Origin of the sequence: Mycolicibacterium mageritense, assembly GCF_010727475.1 — a bacterium.
GTDB lineage: Bacteria > Actinomycetota > Actinomycetes > Mycobacteriales > Mycobacteriaceae > Mycobacterium > Mycobacterium mageritense.
In genome coordinates this window covers 5,880,710-5,901,353 of record NZ_AP022567.1, presented here as the reverse complement: position 1 = coordinate 5,901,353, position 20,644 = coordinate 5,880,710, and the positions used below count along the sequence as shown (strand labels likewise).

18 protein-coding genes and 1 pseudogene are annotated in these 20,644 nt (G+C 67.3%); 16 read left to right on the top strand and 3 right to left on the bottom strand.

Annotated features, from left to right (window positions below; translation table 11 throughout):
• Window positions 1-8: 8 nt before the first annotated feature.
• The gene (locus G6N67_RS28460; protein ID WP_036437204.1) at window positions 9-725 is read right to left on the bottom strand and encodes an eCIS core domain-containing protein; all 717 of its coding nucleotides are present in this window, start codon (window positions 723-725) and stop codon (window positions 9-11) included.
• 232 nt (window positions 726-957) lie between these two features.
• On the opposite strand from G6N67_RS28460, the gene G6N67_RS28455 reads away from it, so the two are divergent.
• Genes G6N67_RS28455 through G6N67_RS28405 form a run of 12 tightly spaced genes read left to right on the top strand, consistent with a single transcriptional unit; the run spans window position 958 to window position 12,304 of the window.
• On the top strand, window positions 958-2,499 hold the full coding sequence (locus G6N67_RS28455) for a phage tail sheath family protein (RefSeq protein ID WP_036437202.1): 1,542 nt from the start codon (window positions 958-960) through the stop codon (window positions 2,497-2,499).
• 34 nt (window positions 2,500-2,533) lie between these two features.
• Window positions 2,534-2,980 (top strand): phage tail protein, encoded by a 447-nt coding sequence (locus tag G6N67_RS28450; RefSeq protein WP_036437200.1) that lies wholly within the window; start codon window positions 2,534-2,536, stop codon window positions 2,978-2,980.
• Complete coding sequence (locus tag G6N67_RS28445; protein ID WP_036437199.1) at window positions 2,980-3,423, top strand: hypothetical protein; 444 nt, start codon at window positions 2,980-2,982, stop codon at window positions 3,421-3,423. The genes G6N67_RS28450 and G6N67_RS28445 overlap by 1 nt, the downstream gene beginning before the upstream one ends.
• Window positions 3,420-3,566, top strand: a complete 147-nt coding sequence (locus G6N67_RS38840; RefSeq protein ID WP_165572177.1) for a DUF6760 family protein — start codon at window positions 3,420-3,422, stop codon at window positions 3,564-3,566. The genes G6N67_RS28445 and G6N67_RS38840 overlap by 4 nt, the downstream gene beginning before the upstream one ends.
• Window positions 3,567-3,583: 17 nt before the next feature.
• Window positions 3,584-5,782: a hypothetical protein gene (locus G6N67_RS28440; protein ID WP_036437198.1), complete on the top strand. Its 2,199-nt coding sequence runs from the start codon at window positions 3,584-3,586 to the stop codon at window positions 5,780-5,782.
• Window positions 5,783-5,791: 9 nt separating this feature from the next.
• Entirely contained in the window at window positions 5,792-6,259 is a 468-nt protein-coding gene (locus G6N67_RS28435; RefSeq protein WP_036437197.1) for a phage tail protein, read from the top strand.
• Window positions 6,252-7,022, top strand: coding sequence for a CIS tube protein (locus G6N67_RS28430; protein WP_036437196.1), 771 nt, complete (start codon window positions 6,252-6,254; stop codon window positions 7,020-7,022). Before G6N67_RS28435 ends, G6N67_RS28430 begins: the two co-directional genes overlap by 8 nt.
• 4 nt (window positions 7,023-7,026) lie before the next feature.
• The gene (locus G6N67_RS28425) at window positions 7,027-8,841 is read left to right on the top strand and encodes a VgrG-related protein (protein ID WP_036437195.1); all 1,815 of its coding nucleotides are present in this window, start codon (window positions 7,027-7,029) and stop codon (window positions 8,839-8,841) included.
• A 13-nt stretch (window positions 8,842-8,854) separates the two neighbouring features.
• Complete coding sequence (locus tag G6N67_RS28420; RefSeq protein WP_036437194.1) at window positions 8,855-9,139, top strand: PAAR domain-containing contractile injection system baseplate protein; 285 nt, start codon at window positions 8,855-8,857, stop codon at window positions 9,137-9,139.
• A 3-nt stretch (window positions 9,140-9,142) separates the two neighbouring features.
• Window positions 9,143-9,592, top strand: coding sequence for a gp25 family contractile injection system sheath assembly initiator (locus G6N67_RS28415; RefSeq protein WP_036437193.1), 450 nt, complete (start codon window positions 9,143-9,145; stop codon window positions 9,590-9,592).
• Window positions 9,593-9,596: 4 nt separating this feature from the next.
• A complete protein-coding gene (locus G6N67_RS28410) occupies window positions 9,597-11,567 on the top strand; it encodes a putative baseplate assembly protein (RefSeq protein WP_036438450.1) in 1,971 nt (656 codons plus the stop codon).
• A complete protein-coding gene (locus G6N67_RS28405; protein WP_063835161.1) occupies window positions 11,564-12,304 on the top strand; it encodes a phage tail protein in 741 nt (246 codons plus the stop codon). The genes G6N67_RS28410 and G6N67_RS28405 overlap by 4 nt, the downstream gene beginning before the upstream one ends.
• Here the strand turns inward: G6N67_RS28405 and G6N67_RS28400 are convergent.
• Complete coding sequence (locus G6N67_RS28400) at window positions 12,284-15,136, bottom strand: AfsR/SARP family transcriptional regulator (protein ID WP_036438447.1); 2,853 nt, start codon at window positions 15,134-15,136, stop codon at window positions 12,284-12,286. The genes G6N67_RS28405 and G6N67_RS28400 overlap by 21 nt on opposite strands.
• Window positions 15,137-15,610: 474 nt before the next feature.
• On the opposite strand from G6N67_RS28400, the gene G6N67_RS28395 reads away from it, so the two are divergent.
• The 3 genes and pseudogenes from G6N67_RS28395 to G6N67_RS28385 all read left to right on the top strand — a co-directional run bounded on the left by G6N67_RS28395 (window position 15,611) and on the right by G6N67_RS28385 (window position 17,379).
• Window positions 15,611-15,946, top strand: a complete 336-nt coding sequence (locus G6N67_RS28395; RefSeq protein ID WP_051578998.1) for a DUF732 domain-containing protein — start codon at window positions 15,611-15,613, stop codon at window positions 15,944-15,946.
• Between the two features lie 15 nt (window positions 15,947-15,961).
• Window positions 15,962-16,444 (top strand): annotated as a pseudogene (locus G6N67_RS28390) (CAP domain-containing protein); the annotation flags it as partial.
• A 2-nt stretch (window positions 16,445-16,446) separates the two neighbouring features.
• Window positions 16,447-17,379, top strand: coding sequence for a LipP1 family hormone-sensitive lipase (locus G6N67_RS28385; RefSeq protein ID WP_036437192.1), 933 nt, complete (start codon window positions 16,447-16,449; stop codon window positions 17,377-17,379).
• Between the two features lie 14 nt (window positions 17,380-17,393).
• Here the strand turns inward: G6N67_RS28385 and G6N67_RS28380 are convergent, their stop codons facing one another.
• Window positions 17,394-19,037: a flavin-containing monooxygenase gene (locus G6N67_RS28380; RefSeq protein ID WP_051578997.1), complete on the bottom strand. Its 1,644-nt coding sequence runs from the start codon at window positions 19,035-19,037 to the stop codon at window positions 17,394-17,396.
• A gap of 204 nt (window positions 19,038-19,241) precedes the next feature.
• Here G6N67_RS28380 and G6N67_RS28375 point away from each other — a divergent pair, with 204 nt between their 5' ends.
• Entirely contained in the window at window positions 19,242-20,627 is a 1,386-nt protein-coding gene (locus G6N67_RS28375) for a WS/DGAT/MGAT family O-acyltransferase (protein ID WP_036437191.1), read from the top strand.
• Window positions 20,628-20,644: the final 17 nt, after the last annotated feature.

The following is a 20,644-nucleotide window of genomic DNA, read 5'->3' as shown; positions in this document are numbered from 1 at the left end:
GATTCTGCTCAGGCCGATTCTTCCTCGGCCTCTTCGTCCTGGCGCTGCACGAACGTCTGGGCCGTCTCTTCCTCTTCCGGCGCCTCTTCCCGTTGCACCGCAGCGGTGTCGGCGATCCGTTGCACCCCCGCCGCGGGTGCCGATACCGGGGCCGGGGCCGCCATGACGTGGTCGGCGTTGGCGACGGCTTCGCGTTCGAACCGGTCCGACGGGTCGCTGATCTTGACCCCGCCACCGGCGTCGGTGCCGTCGACCGGCCCGCTGCGCTGTTGTACGACGTGGGTCAGCTCGTGAGCGATCATGTGCTTGCCCGCATCGGACGCGGGATCGTACTTGCCGCTTTGGAATACGATGTTGGACCCCACGGTGTAGGCCTGCGCGTTCACCGACGTCGCGGACCGATGCGCGGCCGCGTCGTTGTGTACCCGGACATCACCGAAGTCGTGGCCGAACCGCCCCTCCATGTCGGTGCGGAGGTCGGCAGGCAACGGCGACCCACCGGAGGCCACCACATCGTGGACCGGCGAGCGGTCCTCGTCCATCAGGGCCGACGTGCCGGCGTTGCCCGCGGTGCGCTGCAGGCCGGCCAGGCCCGCTGGACCCGCCACGTCGAGCCGGCCGGACAACGCCGCTTTCATCGCCAACGCCGACTCCGGCTCTTCCAGCCGAGAAGCCTTGGGGCGCAATTCTGATTCACGGCCATGGTCGCTATCGTGGGTTCGCATCGATGCCTCGCTTCCCTCGCCTACGCCGTCAACGATCCGACGCATACGGGTTCCAGGGAAGGTGCAGAAGCGTGCCTGCGCGGGCAGCGGAGGTTGCCCGATCGGGCGGCTCACCGGTGGCTGCCTCAAAGTGCACAAACCCGTGCCCACGCGGTAGTCCACGCGCGCCTCCCACCACCCCAGGCGCCGCAGCATGATCGTGGCCAGCCCATCCAGCTCACAAGGAGGCGCAATGCCGACGTATCTGTCGCCGGGTGTCTATGTAGAGGAAACCGACTCCGGCTCAAGGCCTATCGAAGGTGTGGGAACCGCCGTGGCGGCATTCATCGGCCTTGCGGAAAGGGGACCGTTCAACAAGCCGACACTGATCAGCAACTGGACCGAGTACCGCAAGACGTTCGGTGGCGCGATCGACGGTGCGTGCCTCGCCGAATCGGTCGCGGCCTACTTCCAGAACGGCGGAGGCAACTCCTACGTCGTGCGCATCGGTGACGGTGAAGGCGAGAACGGCTCGGCCGGAACGCAACCGCAGCTGCAGGCCGCCCCGCAAGGCGTCCTCGCCAACTACCGGGTGCTGGCCCTCGACCCGAGCACGCCGCCCGACCGGATACGCGTCGAGATCACCCCGCACCACAACGAAGGCGAAGAACAACCCAGCGGTGTCAAGCTGGTGGTGCAACGCGACGGCACCACCGTCGAGGAGTACCCCAACGTGTCCACCGCACGCGGTAAGAACAACGTCGCGACGGTCGTGAACGCAGCGTCTCAGACGGTCAAACTCGAGCAGATCTCCGGCAAGGCGACCGAAGAACTGCAAGCCGGCATGCAGGTGGCTCTCAGTGCACCCGCCGAGGTCGCGGTGACCAGCGCACCAGAGCGGCTCAGCAGCGACGACTATGTCGGCAATGTCGACGAGCGCAGTGGCGTCGCGGGTTTGGAGACCATCGACGAGATCACCATGGTGTGCATGCCGGATCTGCTCACGGCCTACCAGCGCGGCGCGATCGACCTGGACACCGTGCAGTCGGTGCAGACGGCGATGATCGCGCACTGCGAGCTGATGGGCGACCGGATGGCGATCCTCGATCCCCCACCGGGTTTCAATGCCCAGCAGATCAAGGAATGGCGCGTGGACAAGGCGCGCTACGACTCCAAGTACGCGGCGCTGTACTGGCCGTGGATCACCACGGGAGGCGGAAAGTACCTGCCGCCTTCGGGTTTCGTGGCGGGCATCTGGGGCCGCAACGACGACACGCGTGGCGTGCACAAGGCTCCGGCCAACGAAATCGTGCGCGGCGCCATCGATGTGGAGACAACGATCACGCGCCGCGAGCACGATCTGCTCAACCCGGCCGGCATCAACTGCATCAGGGCCTTCCCCGGCCGGGGCATCCGCGTCTGGGGTGCCCGCACCCTGTCGTCTGACCCGGCCTGGCGCTACATCAACATTCGCCGCCTGTTCAACTACCTGGAAGAGTCGATCCTCACGAGCACCGACTGGGTGGTGTTCGAACCCAACGACTACTCGCTGTGGGCCAAGCTGCGCCGCACCATCGGCGCCTTCCTGGTCAACGAATGGCGCAGAGGCGCGCTGTTCGGCCTGACGCCCGACGAGGCCTTCTACGTCAAGTGCGACAGTGAGACCAACCCTGCCGAAGGAATCGACGCCGGCGAAGTGGTGTGCGAAATCGGCGTCGCCCCGGTCAAACCCGCCGAGTTCGTGATCTTCCGTCTGTCCCAGTATTCCGGCGGCACCAGCCTGGTCGCCGAATAAGCCGACAGCAACCCGACACTAGGAGACGACAACCATGGCACTGCAGGACGACGACAGCTCGGTAGGCCACTCTTTCGGTCTGGAATTCGACGGCATTCAGATCAAGGCCATCACCGAGGTGACAGGGCTCAAGATGGAGCAGGACGTCATCGAGTACAAGTCGAACATGGCCAAGGACGGCAAGTACAACGTCAAGAAGTTGCCGGGCCGCTGGAAGGCCGGCGAGTGCACGTTGACCCGTCCGTTGACCAAGGACAACGGCTTCGAGAAGTGGGTCAAGGACTCACAGCTGGGCAAGATGAAAGATGCCCGCAAGGGCGGCTCCATCATCGTGTTCGACTACGAGGGCGAGGAAGTCAAGCGCTACAACCTCACCGCGGCCTGGCCCAAGAGCCTCGAGCTCAGCTCCATGAAGGCCGGTGACACCAGTGTGATGACCGAGAAACTGGTGCTGACCTACGAGAAGTGTGAACCCGCCTGATGCGCAGAGGAAACGTTCACGGGAGTTCTGCCCTGGCCGACGCGCCGGGGCAGACGCCTTCCGACGATGTCCAGCTGCGCACCGAGTTTCCGTTCGTGCTGCCGCGCGGCTACGTCGACCCGGCGGGCACCGTGCACCGCCACGGCGTCATGCGGTTGGCCACGGCCCGCGACGAGCTGGTGTCGCAACGCGACGACCGGGTCCGCGAGAGCCCGAATTACCTTGCGGTGGTGCTGATCAGCCGAGTGGTGCTCCGCATCGGCGACATCGAGGACATCCACGGCGGAATCATCGAGAACCTGTTCGCATCGGACCTCGCGTTCCTGCAGGATCTCTACCGGCGGGTGAACCAGGACGGTCACACACACGCCCGCGTCACGTGCCCGCACTGCAACAACGACTTCGCGGTCGACGTTGCCGGGAGCCGCCTGGGGGAATCGTGACGTGCGGACCCGACGTCCTCTACCAAGAGGTCAGCTATCTCGCGTATCACCTGCACTGGCAACTCGACGCCGTGCTCGACCTCGAACACGCCGACCGCCGCCGGTTCGTCCGGTTGACCCGAGATCTCGCCGCACAGCGCTGAACCGATGGAGATGAGCGATGCCGAAATGGTGGCCATGGGGACGCTCCGCACGGCAGACCGCACCGGTCGAACCCGCGACGCAGTCCGCGCCGGTGAGTGGTGGGCAGCCGGCCTGGCAACGCCTGGCACCTGTCCAACGCACGGTCGGAGACATCGAACCAACCGCACAGTTCGAGGGATTCACCGATTCGCTCACCACGTCGCAGAACCCCGGATTCACCCGGCCCGTATCGCTTCTGACTGCTGACCACACCGGCCTACCCGTTCTCGATGCCGTTCCGGCGCATCCCGACGTTCCCGCCGCACCCCCGGCCGCGCCCGCGGAACGGACCCGCAGCTGGGCCCCGCGGCTGCCGTCCGTGCAACGTGCCCACGTCGGCGTGAGCGCACCGGTGCAACGCCTCACCGAGCAGGATTCGCCGGTGCCCCAGGTGTTTCCCGTCGAGGATCCTGAGATCGAACCCCCGCGTGAAATGGTGCAGGCGTCCGACGTCGACGAGCGCCGGCCGCTGGGCGTCGCACCGGTCGAAACGGTCGTGTTCTCCGACACCCACACACCCACCGATCGACCGTCGACTGCCGGCGCGGATACCGCGCCGCTCAGCCCGGTCACCTTGTCCGGCCCCGCCGGCGCACCGACCCTGCAGCGTTCCGGCGCCGACACCGTACCCACGGCAAGTCTTCCTGTGGTACAGGCAGTTTCGTCCCGATCGACGCCACCCGAGCCACGCAAGGTTCCCGAGTTTCGCCGGCTCGCACCGGTGCAACGCACCACCACCACGTCGCCACTACCGATCCTGCGCACGGTCGACACCGCGGCTCCGAACCCACCGGCGCCGAGCACACCAACCACCGACACCGCCACCGCGGCGCCGGCCGCCACGAGCGAGCCCGGCGCGCCGGAATTCGTCGCGCCGTCCCCTGCCGAACCGGAGCTACCCGACGTCGCGGCCGACAGTCTGCCAGGTGAGCCATCCGCACCCGAAACGATCGCCACACCGGCTCCCCCGTCATCGCCGACACCCGCTCCCACAACCTCACCGCCGTCGCCGCGCGTCGACGACGCTCCCGTCGTTCCGATACAACGGGCGGTATCGCCATCGGCACCACTACCTGTCGACGTCGATGTCCACAGGGTCACCAAGGCGGAGTCGATTCCGACCGTTCGCGTCGAACCCCTTGTGCCGCCGACGACATCGCAGCCCTTCCCGGTGTCCGCTGCCCGGCCGAACACCACGACAACCACCAACTCTGCCCCCGGCGTGCAGCGCACCGAGGCATCGCCGTCTGCCCCCGCGCCTTCTCGCGCCCCGGTGCCAGTCCAACGGCTCGACACCTCGACGCCGATCCACGTACCGGCACCGATCGCCGCGAGTTCCGAAAAGCACGGGCCCGCAGCCCAACTGACCCGGTCGGTCACCTTCGCGGCGCAGCGTGAGGCAGAACCGGGGGTGACGGGCCCCGCCGCCACGATCGCACACACCGGCGCCCTCGCGGAACCCAGCGCGGTTCACGCCGAAGGGCAGCACGTCCAGCGCACAGCCGCCGAGCCTGTGATCGGGCAGCGCCTCACGCTCCCCGTGGTCGATTCCCCAGCCGCACCCAGTCCTGCCACGCCGGTGCACCCGGTCGTGCCCGTGCACCCGGTCGTCCAACGGGCCGTGCACAACCGCAGGCTGGTGGTCCTGCCACCGGTCCGGACCGACACAGGTGCGCACCCGCTCGGCGTCGAACACACAGCGGCCGTTGGCAGCAGCCCGCGGCCGGTAGGGCTGCAGCGGATGTTCTCCGCGGCCGGTTCGCCATCCACGCCGCCGCCGGCAGCGGCTCAGGTCCGGCACACCGAAACCGGTTCACCGCACGGCCATGCGCCCGAACTCGCCGGGCCCGCCGGCGGTTACGCGTTCGACGAGCCCAGCCACCACTACGACGCCGACACCAACACCATCACGTTCGACACCGCGCACATTCAGCGCGACACCGACGACACCGCGCCTGCGCCTGCAGCCGAAGCCGCGCCGCCACCCCCACCGGAATCCGCCGCGGCCGTCGCCGCTGCCCCTGCTGCCGCCGCTGCCGCGGGAGCAGCGGCGCCGGGCGGAACCAATGTCGACGAACTGCTCAACAAGCTCTACGACCCGCTGGTCGCACGGCTACGCGCCGAGCTGTGGCTCGACCGCGAACGTGCGGGAATGCTCATGGATCTAGGCCGATAGGGGAAGACGATGAGCCCGCCGAAGCTGCCGCCGGAAGACAAGGACGAGGTCTTCGTCGGAGTCTGCTTTGCCGTCAAGTTCGACAAGACCGACGTCGGAAAGTTCAGCAGCTGCGAAGGATTCGGCCTTGAGGTGGTCATGGAGCAGCGCGAAGAGGGCGGCAACAACGGCCTGGTCTGGCAGCTGCCGACCCGGATGAAGTACAGCAACATCAAGCTGACCAGGCCGATCGGGCCCGACAGCGAGAAACTCACGAAGTGGATCGTCAAGGCGCTCAACGGCCTCAAACCGACCACGGGCGAGATCAAGGCCATGGATGCCGCCGGAAACCCGGTGATGACCTGGCAGCTGCAGGGCGTGGTACCGGTCCGGTGGACAGGGCCGAGCCTGAACCTGGACTCCCCCAAGGTCTTCACCGAGACCCTGGAGATCGCACACCACGGTTTCACTCCGGAAAAAGGCACCCCCAATGGCTGACAAGTCGATCGCCCTCAAAGCGCCGCCACCCGAGAAGAAGGGCGACGCCGCGCCGGACACCTGGGCACAGCCGCAGTACGCATTCCTGGAGATGTGGGAACCCAAGCACGTCAAGGGTGGCAAGCCCGAACTCGGTTCCCTCAAGGACAAGATCACCTTCCAGTTCAATCCCAAGGAAGTGTCGATCACCAAGTCCGCCAAGTGGGAACGCAAACCCACCAAGGAGAAGAAGGCCGGACCGCCGGAGTATTCCGGTGCCGAGCCGTGCAAGCTGAGCCTGGAACTGTACTTCGATGCCGCCGCGAAGGACGGCGTCGACGTGGTGGCATCCGTGGACAAACTGTTCAGTTGCTGCGTGCCGTGCAAGGAGGTGCAGAAGGGCGAGGCGCCGATGCCGTTCCTGGTCGTGTTCAACTGGGGCCAGGTCAAGAGTTTCGCCGCCTACATCAGCCAGGTGCAGGCCAAGTACACGCGGTTCGCCGCCAACGGCATTCCGATCAGGGCAACGTGCACCGTCAATCTGGAGGAGATCGACGTCACGCCCGACCCCAAGCAGAACCCGACGTCGGGTGCGCTGTGGGCTGACGACGTCCACACGATGGTGACGGGTGATTCCCTCGCCCTGATCGCCTACCGCGAGTACGGAGATCCGCAGCTGTGGCGGCCCCTGGCCGCCTACAACGACATCGACGACCCGATGCGCGTCCCGAACGGCACCCGGCTCAAACTGCCCAGGATCGACGCGCTCGCGACGGCGGGGTGACGTAATGGCCACTTCCGCAAGCTTTGTCATCGACGTCGACGGCAGCCCGCTACCCGACGACATCGGCCCGCTGCTGGTCTCGGCCTACGTCGACTCGAGCCTGCGCCTGCCCGATGCGTTCATGCTGCGCTTCCGCGACCCGAACCGGATCGTGATCGAGAAGGCGAAGGTCAAGATCGGCAGCAAGGTCAAGATCACCGTCGGCAGCACACAGACCGACGTGCCGGAGAAGCTCATCGAGGCCGAGGTGACCTCGCTGGAAGCCGAGATCGGCGGCCCCGGTTCGTTCACGATCGTGCGGGGTTACGACCCGGCGCACCGGCTGTTCCGGGGCCGGCACACCAAGTCCTACACCCAGACCACCGCATCCGACGCGGTCACGCAGATCTCGCAGCGCGCCAAGATCCCCACCGACCAGATCACGCCCAGCAAGACGGTTTTCGATCACCTCGGTCAGTTCGGCCAGACCGACTGGGAGTTCCTCGACGGCATGGCGCGGCGCATCGGCTACGAGCTCACCGTGAAGGACAACAAGCTCAACTTCCGTCCGCGTGAGGTCGCCAGCAAGGCCCCGTCCGACGACGCGAAGGGCACCGATCCCCTGGTGCTACGGCTCGGCATCGACCTGCTGCGGTTCCGGTCGGTGATCACCGCGGCCGAACAGGTCAGTGAGATCGAGGTGCGCGGTTGGGACGTCGCGCAGAAGCGCAAGATCGTCAGTACCGTCCCCGCCGGAACGAAAAGCGTTGAGCTGCCGACGATGAAGCCGGCCGACATGGCCAAGCCGTTCGGCGATCCGCGCTATGTCGCGTCCGACGTCGCCTACCGGACCCAGTCCGAGGCCGACACCGCCTCGGCTGCCCTGGCCGAGGAGATCGGCAGCTCGTTCGCCGAGATCGACGCGGTCGCCCGCGGCAACCCGAAACTGCGCGCCAACGTCGGTGTCACGATCGAGAACGCCGGTGTCCCGTTCGACGGCAAGTACACGCTGACCGCGGCCCGGCATCGCTACGATCCGGCCAACGGTGGCTACACGACCGCGTTCTCCGTCACCGGCAGACAGGAGCGCAGCCTGTACGGTCTTACGGCGGGCGGCGGCCGGACCTCCGGCACGGCAGGCGTTGTCGTCGCCCAGGTCAGCGATGCCAACGATCCGACGAACCAGGGCCGGGTGAAGCTGACGTTCCCGTGGCTGTCGGACGACTACGTCAGCGACTGGGCCCGCACCGTGCAACCGGGAGCCGGAAAAGACCGCGGCGCCATGGTGGTACCCGAGGTCGGCGACGAGGTGCTGGTGGCGTTCGAACAACAGGATCCGCTGCGGCCATATGTCCTCGGCGGTCTACACAACGGAATCGACACCGCAAACACCAAGGGCACCAAGCTGATCGACTCCGGCTCCGGTGCGGTCAACCGGCGTTCGGTCATCTCGCGCAACGGCCACCGCATCGACCTGCTCGACGAGAACGGCCGGACCGAGGGCATCACTGCCGAAACCGGGGACGGCAAGCTCAAGCTCACGCTGGATGCCGTCGGCACACGCGTCGTCGTGCACAGTGACGGGACGGTCCTCATCGAAGGACGCAAGGGAATCGTCATCGACGCCGGCCCGGCCAATCTCGATCTCAAGGGCAAGAAGATCTCGCTGACGGCGACCAACGGCGTCGCGGTCGCGGGCGGGTCCGGCCCCGTGGACGTCGAGACCCAGGTGGCGTTGTCGCTCAAGGGCACCACGGTCAAGGTCGCGGCGAAAGCTGCGGGCGAGTTCAAGGCCGGCGGTCCCAACGTCATCACCGGCACCCCGGTCAAGATCAACTGAGAGAGGTCGCAGCATGCCACCCGCAGCGCGTGTCGGAGATCTGACGGCTCACCCCGGCACGATCGGCCCTCCCGGCGTTCCGACGGTGCTGATCGGCGGCAGCCCGGCGGCCACCGTCGGAACCCCGCACGCATGCGCGTTCCCCGGCGTCGTTCCGCACCCGCCGAACGCGATCATTCCGCCGGGATGCCCGACGGTGCTGATCGGCGGTATGCCTGCCGCCCGGGTCGGCGACATGACGGCCTGCGGTGCCCCGATCCTTCCCCCCGGCTGTCCCACCGTGCTGATCGGAGGCTGAGCAATGGCGCACGACTTCATCGGGGCGGGCTGGAATTTCCCGCTGCAGGTCGACCCGACCAACGCGATCGGCCTGGCCACCCAGGTGCGCGACATCGAGCAGGCCATCGAGATCATCATCAGGACCGCCCCGGGCGAGCGGCCCATGCGGCCCGAATTCGGCTGCCGCATCCAGGATCACCTGTTCTCACCGATGAACGATGCGACGTTGGCGGCGATCGCCAACGATGTGCGCCGGGCCCTGGAACGGTGGGAGCCCCGCATCGACGTCGAGGACGTGAAGGTGGTGTTCGACCGGGGTGACCTCGGTACGGCCCACATCGATGTCGGCTACCGCGTGCGGGGGTACAACGACGAGCGCAACCTGGTGTTCCCGTTCTATGTGATCCCCGAAGAAGCGGACGCCCCGCCGTCGGCCGAGCTTCCCCCGATGTATCTGACGAATGGGGCCTGAAACCATGTTGCCCGCACCCAATCTCGACGACAGGACGTTTCAGAGCCTGGTGGATGACGCCCGCCGCCTGGTGCATCGCCGCTGCCCCGAATGGTCCGATCACAACATCTCCGATCCGGGTATCACGCTGATCGAGACGTTCGCGATGATGGTCGACCAGCTCATCTACCGGCTCAACCGGGTACCCGACCGCAACTACATCAAGTTTCTCGAACTGCTCGGACTGGAACTGCGGCCGCCCGGAGCCGCGCAGGGCGAGGCCACGTTCTGGTTGTCCGCGCCACAGGCCCAGGCCATCACGGTGCGCGCGGAGACCGAGGTGAGCACCGACCGCACCGACCTCGACGAGCCGATCGTGTTCTCCACCACCGAGAAACTCGAGATCATCCCGTGTTCGCTGGAAGGCGGTCGGGTGGCCACCGCGACCACCCAGGGCGAGGCCGTGTCGCAGCGCAATGAAGTGGGCGGCGTGGAGTTCCGGTGTTTCTCCGACCGGCCAGAGCCCGGCGATGTGCTGCTGATCGGCCTGGACAAGGCTGTGCCGAACTGCGCGGTGCTTCTGCGGGTGGACTGCCGGGTGTCGGGTGTCGGCGTCGATCCAACCAACCCGCCGTATGTCTGGGAGGCCTGGACCGGCGGGCCCGACTGGGTGCCGTGCGAGCTGGGTTCCGACGAGACGAAGGCGTTCAACAAGCCCGGGGACGTGATCCTGCACGTCCCCCGCGGTCACGTGCTCGACTCACCACCGCGAGTCGGTGGCGAAGCCCGCGGCTGGCTGCGCTGCCGGCTCGTCGAACCCGCGCCCGGGCAGTCGACCTACAGCGAATCACCGTTCATCACATCCATTTCCGCGTGCACGGTCGGCGGCACCGCACGCATCATCAATGCCAGGGTGATCCGCGACGAGCCGATCGGTACCTCCGACGGGACTGCGGGGCAGCGCTTCGTGCTGCAACACCGGCCGGTGCTGCCGTGGACCGGAAGCGTGCTCACCGTCACCGCCGACGGCGAGACCACCGAATGGCGCCCGGTGGATCACTTCGGAGAACAAGATCATTCGAGTCAGGCGTTCCACATCGACCCGGTGTTCGGTGACGTGGTGTTCGGGCCCATGGTGCGCGAATCCGACGGCACTGTACGCCAGTACGGACGGATCCCCCGCAAGTCCGCCACGTTGCAGATGGCCGCCTACCGCACGGGCGGCGGCCGGAAAGGCAACGTCGGCGTCGGACAGATCCGGGTGCTCAAGACGAGTGTGCCGTACGTGTCGCGGGTGGAGAACCGGCGGGCCGCGGTGGGCGGCGCGGAAGCCGAGACCGTCGAGGAGGTGAAGGCGCGCGGTCCTATGTTGCTGCGGACCCGCGGCAAAGCCGTCACGGCACGCGATTTCGAACAGCTCACGCTTGAGGTGGCGCCGGAAGTGGCGCGGGCACACTGCTTGACCGCGGCCGACGAGCGCGAAGCCGGTGTGGTACGCGTGCTGATCGTGCCGCACGTGGCCAGCGACGCCATGAACCTGGTGCGCCGCGAGGATCTCGATCCGGAGCCCGAGACCATCCAGCGGATCAAGAACCACCTCAATCAGCGGCGTCTGGTCGGCACCCGGCTGATCGTCGAACGGCCGAGCTATCGGGGAGTCACCGTCGTCGTCACGCTGTCGGTACTGCCGGAATACTCGCGCGAGCATGTGAAGACCGATGTGCAGCGGGCACTCAACAGCCTCCTGCACCCACTGACGGGCGGTCCGGACGGCGCCGGCTGGCCCATCGGCCGCGCCGTCCAGGTGCACGAGGTGACGGCCGCGCTGGCGCACATCCCCGGCGTCGACATGGCCAGGAAGGTCACCGTTCAACTGTTCGGGGTCGACCCGGCGACCGGTCGACGTTCCAACGAGCCGGCCGACGTGATCCCCCTGGCCCGCAACGAACTCGCGTATTCGTTCGGCCGGCACAGCGTCCGGGTGGCTGACCGATGAGAACCGGAATCCCCGGCCTGTGTTCGCCACGGCCGTTCGTCGCGACGATGCCGTCGGTGTACTGGGGTGACCCGTTGGCCGAACAGCTCTGCGACGCGTTCGACGAGGTGCTGGCACCGGTCTTCACGACCCTGGACTGCCTGCCTGCCTACCTGGACCCACGCACCACACCCGCCGACATGCTCGACTGGCTGGCCGGGTGGATCGGTCTGACCGTCGGCGGGCGCGACCCGGCTCACAAGCGCGAGCTGATCATGGCGGGCACCGCTGCGCTCGCATCGCAAGGCACCGCGCAGAGCATCCACGATGCCGTCGTCGCGGCCTACCATCGGCCCACCGAGGTCATCGAATCGGGTTCCGCGACATGGTCATTGACTCCTGATTCGCGCCCCGCAGGCCAGCCCGTGCCCAGTCTCGTGGTGCGGGTGACCGTCAGCGGTCCCGGCGGTGACGGGGACGGCGACGACGCCGCCAGTGGAGTGGACGAACGCAGCCTGTACGCCTTCGTCGACGCGATCAAACCCGCGCACATTCCCCATCGCGTGGAACTGGTCACGGTCGCCGCGGCCATCACCGAACCGCCTCCGCCACTGGCCACACCGCCGACCACCACGGCGCCCGAGCCTGAGATACCGGCCGCGACACCGGCGGCCGAGCCACCTGACGACGCCAAGACTCAGATGCTGCGACTCGAGGATCTGAACCGGCCGAAGACCTCAGAGGGTGGAGAACTCTAGATCGGCCTGCATGCGCGCATGTTCGCGGCGGACGTACTCGGCCGAGCTCTCGTCGCCGAGCGTCTCGTGCAGGTCGGCGAGCACGAGCCACGCCGAGTCCTGGTACGGGTCAAGCTGAACGGACCGCTGCGCGACGATCAGCGCCTGTTCGAACTCACCGAGCGTGCGGTAGTCCGACGCGAGCCCTGCCGCCGCGCCCGCCGCCGCGAGGCGCAGCCGTTCACGTTCACTGTCGATCGTGGGCTGTCCGGTGATCTCGGGCAGCAGATCGCCGGTGTACAGATTGAGGGCTTCCTGCCGCGCGGCGACCCGGCCCCGCAGATCTCCCCGTGCCGATGCGGCGGCCGCCCGCGCCAGTGCGTCGGTGAAATCGCGCACGTCGACGGTTGCCCGCTCGGGCAGGCACAGCCGGTACGATTCTCCGCTGCGGCGGATCGACATTCCCGTGTCACCGAACATCGTCCGCACACTCGAAACCGCCACTTGCAGACGGTGACACGCCACGGAGTGGTCGACGCCCGGCCACAAGATGTCCTCAAGGGTTTCACGATGGTGATCGCGGCCCGGTGCCATCGACAGGATCTGCAGCACCGACCGGGCCTGCGGGCGCAGCGTCGAAAGTTCCGCGACCTCCCCATCGATCGCGATGCGGTAACCACCGAAGCATGTGATCGCCACCGGCGGCAGGCTGGCCTCCACCACCTGGCTCGCCGCCGCGAACGCGCTGCGCGGTTCGTCCGGCGTGCGGTAGGTGGTCGCCGCGAGCGGAATGCCACACTGCCGCGCCAGTTCGGCTGCGCCGTCTGCACCCAGCCTGCCCAGCGCGAAGGCCTGAGCCCCGCGCGCGTGCAGGGTGCGGCACGTTTCGACCAGCTTCGGATACGCGCTGTCCCCGGGCCGGGTGGCCGCGAGCCGACACCACAGCTGCAGCACCGGAGCGCCGAGGTCCGCGAATACCGTTTCGGCCGCGGTTAATTCGGCTTTTCCGTCCTGCCCCACCCGCTGTTTGACGACACCGATGACCCAGCGCAGCAGCCCTGCGCCCCACTGATCCCCCATCTGCTCGGCGGCATCGACGAGGTGCGCGCAGCCGTCCAGACGCCACACGGCATCGGCCGCGACGACGAGCGCGATCTGCTCCAGACCGTGGCAGAGCCGCGAAACCCACGGCAGGCCTTCGTTGTCCGCGTCGATGGCGACGGTGCTGAACCGCGCCGCCGGATCGGTGGCGCGGCCGTCGATCAGATCCACCGCGGCCAGGGCCAGGCCCGCCACCACTCTCGCCAGCGGGTCGGCCGGTTCGTCTTCGCCGATCAGTCCCAAAACGTCGCGGGCCCGGCGGAGCTCGCCTGCGGCCACGGCGGCGAGACCCTGGACCAACCGGCCGCGGAGATCGTCGGCGGGCACTCGCGCGGTGAGATCGGGTACCCGGTGCAGCGCATCTCGCAGCGCATTGCTCCAGTGCGCGACGGCTGCCGTCATCTGCCGTCCGCCCGGCGGTAGCCAGGTCGAGACCACGCGCGCCTCGAATCGGCAGATCTGCTGATAGTTCGGGTCGTCATAGAGCTTTTGGGCATTGCGATACGCCTCCGCGGCACGCACGAGCGCACCTTCGCGTACCAGCCGCCGGGCATGGGCCAGGGCCAGCCACGGATCGTGCTGCCATGTGCTGGCCGGCAGCAGGTGCGCGTCGTCCACCACGGTCGCGTCGATGCGTACGCCGCCCGCATCCTGCACCAGGCGCGACACCGATGCCCAATCGCCGGCCTTGGCGAACGCGCGCGCGGCCTGCTGCTGTTCGCCGAGCGCCTCCAGCACGCGCGCACTCTTGAGGTACCACGCCTTGGCCTCGGCCGGGCCGTACTCCTCCACCAGTGCCAACTCCAGATGCGCCTGCAGCACTTCGTGATAACGGAAATACACGCCGCCGTCATCGGTGAACGTGAACAGTTGCGCGGTTTCGAGCTCCTCGAGAATGCGATGGCTGCCGTTGATGCCCAGCAGTGCATCGCACGCCTCACCCGACAACCGGCCCAGCGCGCAGGTCCGCAACAGGAATGCCCGCCGCTGCGCGGGCAGCTCGGCCAGCACATTACGGGTGAGATAGGACCGCACGAGCTTGGACCGGCCACCGAGCGCCGCGACGGCCTGATGGCGTTCTGCCGCGGAGCGGCCCACCGTCGCGAGGTGGAACAGCTGCAGTCCCGCTGCCCAGCCACCGGTCCTGCGGGTGAGCGCGGCCGCGGCCTCGGGGCGCAGCGGCTCGCGGTAGACCGAGGCGAACAGTTCCTCGACCTCCCACGAGCGGAAGCGCAGATCGTCACTGCCGGTCTCGCGGATCGAACCCGAAACCCGGATCCGCGGCACGTTGATGTCGGGAAGCCGGCGCGACCCGCAGATCAGCTGCAGGCGGCGCGGCCGCAGCGAGATGAACCGCTCCAAAGCCCGCTCGGCAGGTGTGTCGGCGATTTCGTGTACGTCGTCGAGGATCAGCATGCCGCCCGAACCGCCCGGCACGTCGAGCGTCTCCACCAACTCGGCCAGCGAGCCGACGGCGGCGGTATCGGCCACCGCTGACAGCGCCGTGGCCAGATGCGCGACCAGCCGATGCTCCGTCGAATCGTCCGCCGTGACCCGGTACCAGCCCACGGGCACCGCCGATGCCGCGGCCACTCGCGACAGCAGCGTGGTCTTGCCGCACCCGGCCGGCGCGACCACCATGTCGACGATGGTTTGCGGACCGGCCAGCAGCGGCTGTTCGAGACGCGGCCGCGCCAGCCCCGAAACCTCGGGGATCCGTAGCTTTTCCCGCAGGACAACGCAATCAGTCATGGCCGCCCATCGATCGGCCCGAACGACGGTCATCATCTGCCGGATAGAAATTCATGTTCGCTGGCCGTCCCCGCTCATGGTCCCGACGCCTCGTTTCGAGCCGATCATATGGCCGCGATCGTCGGTGGGAATCGAGTAGTGGACTACCCGACTTTCGCGAGCGGAGAGCTACCCGTGCGTAACTTGCGTTCGAACGCCGCCGCCGCGGTGTCGTCGACATCGCCGATCCCAGAACTTCATTGACAACGCGAAGACTGTTTGACGGCGCGAGCTCTCACCCCGCTCCCTGAACCTCACCCGCTTCACCCCATGCGCGGCGACTGAGCTGCGACGGTGTATCCCGCTGCGCGGGACAGCGGGATCGCGAGGTGTTCGGGTATGTGCTTGGGTGGTGAAGATCGCAGGATGTCACCGCATGAGAGGCGGTAGCCGAGAGTGAGAACGGCTTTCGACGGGTGCCGACGGCTCGCGACCTTGGCGCTGAGCACTGCCGCGCTGGCCGGGTCAGGGCTCGCGGTGCCCGCGGCAGCGCATGCCGACGCCGTCGCCTATCTGGTCAATGTGACTGTGCGGCCTGGCTACAACTTCGCCGGTGCCGACCAGGCGCTGGCCTATGGACACGGCATCTGCGACAAGGTCACCTCGGGCCTGCCGTACGGCCAGGTGATCGGTGAGGTGAAGGCCGACTTCGGCACCGGTGACGAGCATCAGGCCTCGTACCTGATCAACCAGGCGGTCAACGAACTGTGTCCGGCAGCGATCTGGCACTTGCGCAACTCGGCTGTCGGCTACCGGGCGCCGGTGGGATAAACGGAGAAAATCATCATGATCCGAACTCGGGCGCGCCGACTCGGTACCGCGACGGTGGTCTGCGTGGCGCTGAGCACGGCCGCTCCCGTCGCCCATGCCGACAACACGCGGTTCAACAACAGTGTGGTGTCGAACGTTTTCACGATCAGGCGTCAGGCCGGCTGTACCGATGACTTCAAGGTCGATACCCGGTTGCGCCTCGCCGCGCAGTGGCACACCAACGATGTACTCAATAACCGGCAGCTGGACGGCGATGTCGGCTCCGACGGGTCGACGCCCCAGACCCGGGCCGCCGCAGCTGGTTTCGCCGGCCCGGTGACCGAGACCGTCGGGATCAACCCCGCCCTGGCGATGAGCGGGATCGAGTTGATGAACCAGTGGTTCGGCAATCCCGCTTACCTGGCGATCATGCGCGACTGCGCGAACTCCGTGATGGGCGTCTGGTCGGAGAACAGTCTGGACCGCACGGTGGTGGTCGCGGTGTACGGCCGGCCAGAGTGATGGATGTCAGCATCGATCCGGAGATCGCGGCGCTGCTGCCCGCCCTCAACGCGGGGTTTCCCGCGGTGGAGACGATGACGGGCTCCGAGGCCAGGGCCGCCGTGCGGGCCCGGTACCGCGCGCCCGCCGAACCGCAACCGATCGGCGCAGTGCGCCAAGACGTCGTCCCCGGCGGGATTCCAGTCCGGATCTACTGGCCCGCAGCGAGTTGTCCGGCACCGCCACCGCTGCTGGTGTTCGCTCACGGTGGCGGGTTCGTGTTCTGCGATCTGGACACCCACGACGACTTGTGCCGGTCACTGGCCAACGACGTCGGGGCGGTCGTGGTGTCGGTCGATTACCGGCTGGCCCCCGAGTCGCGCTGGCCGACGGCCGCCGAGGATGTCTACGTCGCGCTGTCCTGGACCGCCGGACAGGCCGAAGAGCTCGGCGGCGACGCGTCGCGGATCGTGATCGCGGGGGACAGCGCAGGCGGCAACCTCGCCGCGGTGACGGCGCTGCTCGCCCGCGACCGCGGCGGCCCCGACATCGCGTGTCAGGCACTGCTTTATCCGGTGATCGCCGCCGATTTCACCACGGAGTCCTATCGCAGGTTCGGCACTGGCTTCTACAACACCGCGGCCGCGATGCAGTGGTACTGGGACCAGTACGTGCCGGATCCGGCCGAGCGCACGCATCCCTACGCCTCGCCCCTGCACGCCGATCTGTCGGGCCTGCCACCGGCCGTCGTGGTGACCGCGGGGCTCGACCCACTCCGCTCCGAAGGAGGCCGCTACGCCGAGTCACTCTCTGCCGCAGGCGTTCCCGTAGTGCACCGATGCTACCCGGGGGCCATCCACGGCTTCATGACCATGTCGGGGCTGGCACTGGCTGGCGAAGCCCGGTGGCAGGCCGGCACCGACATCGCCACCGCGTTGCGTCCCGCGCGTTGATTCGCGGGGATCCGCTACACGGTCAGATCGTCGTGGATGTCGAAGCCCTTGTACCCGGCGGCCGCGACGTCAGTGATGATCTCGCGGTACACCCCGAAGCCTCCGACGAACGGCATGAACACCCGCGGCTTGCCCGGGATATTGGCCCCGAGATACCACGAATTCGCCTGGGGCATCAGTGTTCCGGCCGCGCGATTGCCGCACTCCTGAACCCAGTCGGCGGCGGCGTCCGCGCGTGCCTCCAACGCCACGGCGTCCCGTGCGTCGAGGTGGGCGATCGCGTCGGCCACCCAATCGATGTGCAACTCCGAGTGCAGCACCATGTTGGCCAGCACCGACGGGCTACCCGGTCCGGCGATGTTGAAAAGGTTCGGAAAGCCCGGGATTCCGAGGCCCAGGTAGGTCACAGGCCCTTCGGCCCATGCCTCGTTGAGGGTCAGGCCGTCGCGGCCGACCACGTTGAGCTTCTGGACCGATCCCGTCATCGCATCGAAACCGGTGGCCAAGACCAGAGCATCCAGGTCGTAATGCGCGTCGGTGGTGTGGACCCCTGCCGCGTCGATGCGCTCGATCGGCGTCGCGCGCAGGTTCACCAACGCGACGTTGTCCCGGTTGAAGGTCTGGAAGTAGTTGTCGTCGGTGCAGATTCGCTTCGCGCCGATCGGATGGTCCTTGGGGATCAGCACGTCGGCAACCGCCGGATCGTCGATCACCGCGCGCACCTTCTGCTCCCAGAACAGCCGCGCGGTGTCGTTGGCCTCGATGGTGAGCAGCTGATCGGGGAACGTCTTGGAGAACAGCACGCCGCCGAGTTCCCAGCGCCGCTCGTACGCCTCCCGCAGTTCGTCCGCGGAAACCTCCAGGGCCGACTTGGGGTGGGGCCTATGCGGTGAGCCGCCGCCGCTGAGCATCGAGAGCCTGCGCCGCTCGGCGTAGCCGGCCTTCTGCGCCGCTCGCGTCTCGTCATCGAGCGGCACGTTGCCTGCCGGGACGCTGTAATTCGGGGTGCGTTGGAAGACGTAGAGCTGTTCGGCTTCCCTTGCGATGCACGGGATGGCCTGGATACCCGAGGATCCGGTACCGATCACGCCGACCCGCTTGCCGGTGAAATCGACACCCTCATGCGGCCAGTGAGCCGTGTGGTAAACCTCGCCCGCGAATGAGTCGAGTCCCTCGATCGCCGGGATGTTCGCATTCGACAACGGGCCGACGGCAAGGATGCAGAAGCGCGCGGAGACCGCATCACCGCGGTCGGTGCGGACGTCCCAACGAAACGTCTTCTCGTCGAGCACCAAGTCGGTCACCCGCGTACCGAACGAGATGCCACGGCGCAGGTCGAACCGGTCCGCGACATGGTTGAGGTAGGCCAGGATCTCCGGCTGGGTGGCGTACTTCTCGGTCCAGTTCCACTCCTGTTGGAGATCGGCGTCGAACGAGTAGGAGTAGTCCACACTCTCGACATCGCAGCGCGCTCCTGGGTACCGATTCCAGTACCACACCCCGCCGACGCCGTCGGCGGCCTCGAACACCCGCACCGAAAGCCCTTGACGCCGAAGGCGGTACAGCGCATACAAGCCTGCGAAGCCCGCTCCCACCACCGCGACGTCCACCTCGTCGGGGGTTTGGGCGATACCGGACGGGGCTGGTTGGGCTGTCACTGTGGGTGCCTTTCGCGTCAGATTCGATCGTGACGTTACGAACCGCCACGCACTGCAACCAGGCGTTGTCCCACTCACCGGCACAACTGGACCGCCGTGGCCGCGCGTCGACGGATGTCCCGCTGACCGGGAATCGACCATCGCGTTTGGCCTGGTTATGGCTACGTTTCAGGCTCTGAGGTTGAGTCTCGAACGGAGTCGTCGGTGAAGCGCTTGTCCGGAATGGATGCGATGTTCCTGTCCATGGAGGGCACCGAATGGCCCCAGCACACGCTGGGATTGATGATTCTCGACCCCAGCGACGCTCCGGGATTCGACTATGAGCATCTCAAGGACCATCTGAACCGGCGGTTGCCCTACCTTCCGCAATTCCGCCGCCGGATTCAGCAGGTGCCACTGCAGCTCGACCGGCCCGTGTGGGTCGACGATCCCGCGTTCAAGCTCGACTACCACATCCACCGCGCCGCCCTGCCGTCTCCGGGCGGCGCCCGCGAACTCGCCGACGCGGTCGGCGAGATTCTCGCGCGTCAACTCGACCGCAACCAGCCACTGTGGGAAAGCTGGTATGTGGAGGGTTTACAAGGCGGCCGGGTCGCCTACATCGCCAAGACCCACCACTCGATGGTCGACGGCGTGTCCGGTGCCGGACTGTCCTCGGTGCTGTGCGACGTGATTCCCGACGCCGACGAGCCTGTCATCGACCTGCCGGAAGACGGTGAGCAGTCGCGGCATTCGAACGTCGAGTTGTTCGCCAGGGGCGCGCTGGCGGCGGCCACATCCCCACCGAAGGTCGTCCGGTATCTGGGTCAGACCGTTCGGCACGCGGTCACGACGATCTGCCATCTCCGTCGCGACGACCCGCCCCCGCGGCCCATGAGCGCACCGAAGACCAGCTTCAACGGCGCGCTGAGTTCACACCGCACCTTCGCCTACGCATCGCTGCCGCTTGCCGAGATCAAGCACGTCAAGAACAGCTGCGACGTCAAGGTCAACGATGTCATCCTGTGCGTGGTCGCCGGCGCCCTGCGCCGTTATCTGGCCAAGCGCGACGCGCTTCCGGAGCGTCCGGTCCTGGCCACCGTGCCGATGTCGACACGTGACGCGGGCGACGACGAGCTCGGCAACTTCGTACACGCCATGGTCGCGTCGCTGTGCACCGACGTCGAAGATCCGGTCGAGCGGCTCTCGGCAATCCACACCGGCATGAACAGCGCCAAGGCCCTGGCCGAGGATCTGCAGTCGCAGCAGTCGGTCGGCTTGACCGACTTCGCCCCGCCGCTGCTGCTCAGCCTGCTGTTCAAGGGATTCCGGGCCGCCAAGCTGGAAGACAAGCTGCCGCTGGGCAGCAACCTGATCGTGTCGAATGTCCCGGGTCCGCCGCTGCAGCTCTTCATGGCCGGCGCCCGCATCGAACACATCGTCCCGGTCGGTCCGCTGACCGTGGGGATGGGCATCAACGTGACCGTGTTCAGCTACGGCGAATGCGTGGACGTCGGCGTACAGGCCGATCCGAACCTGGTCGACGACCCCTGGGAACTGCTCGACGGTGCAAAGGCCGAACTGGACCGCTTGCTGACCGCCGCCGGCTGACCGGCGGCCCCGCTTAC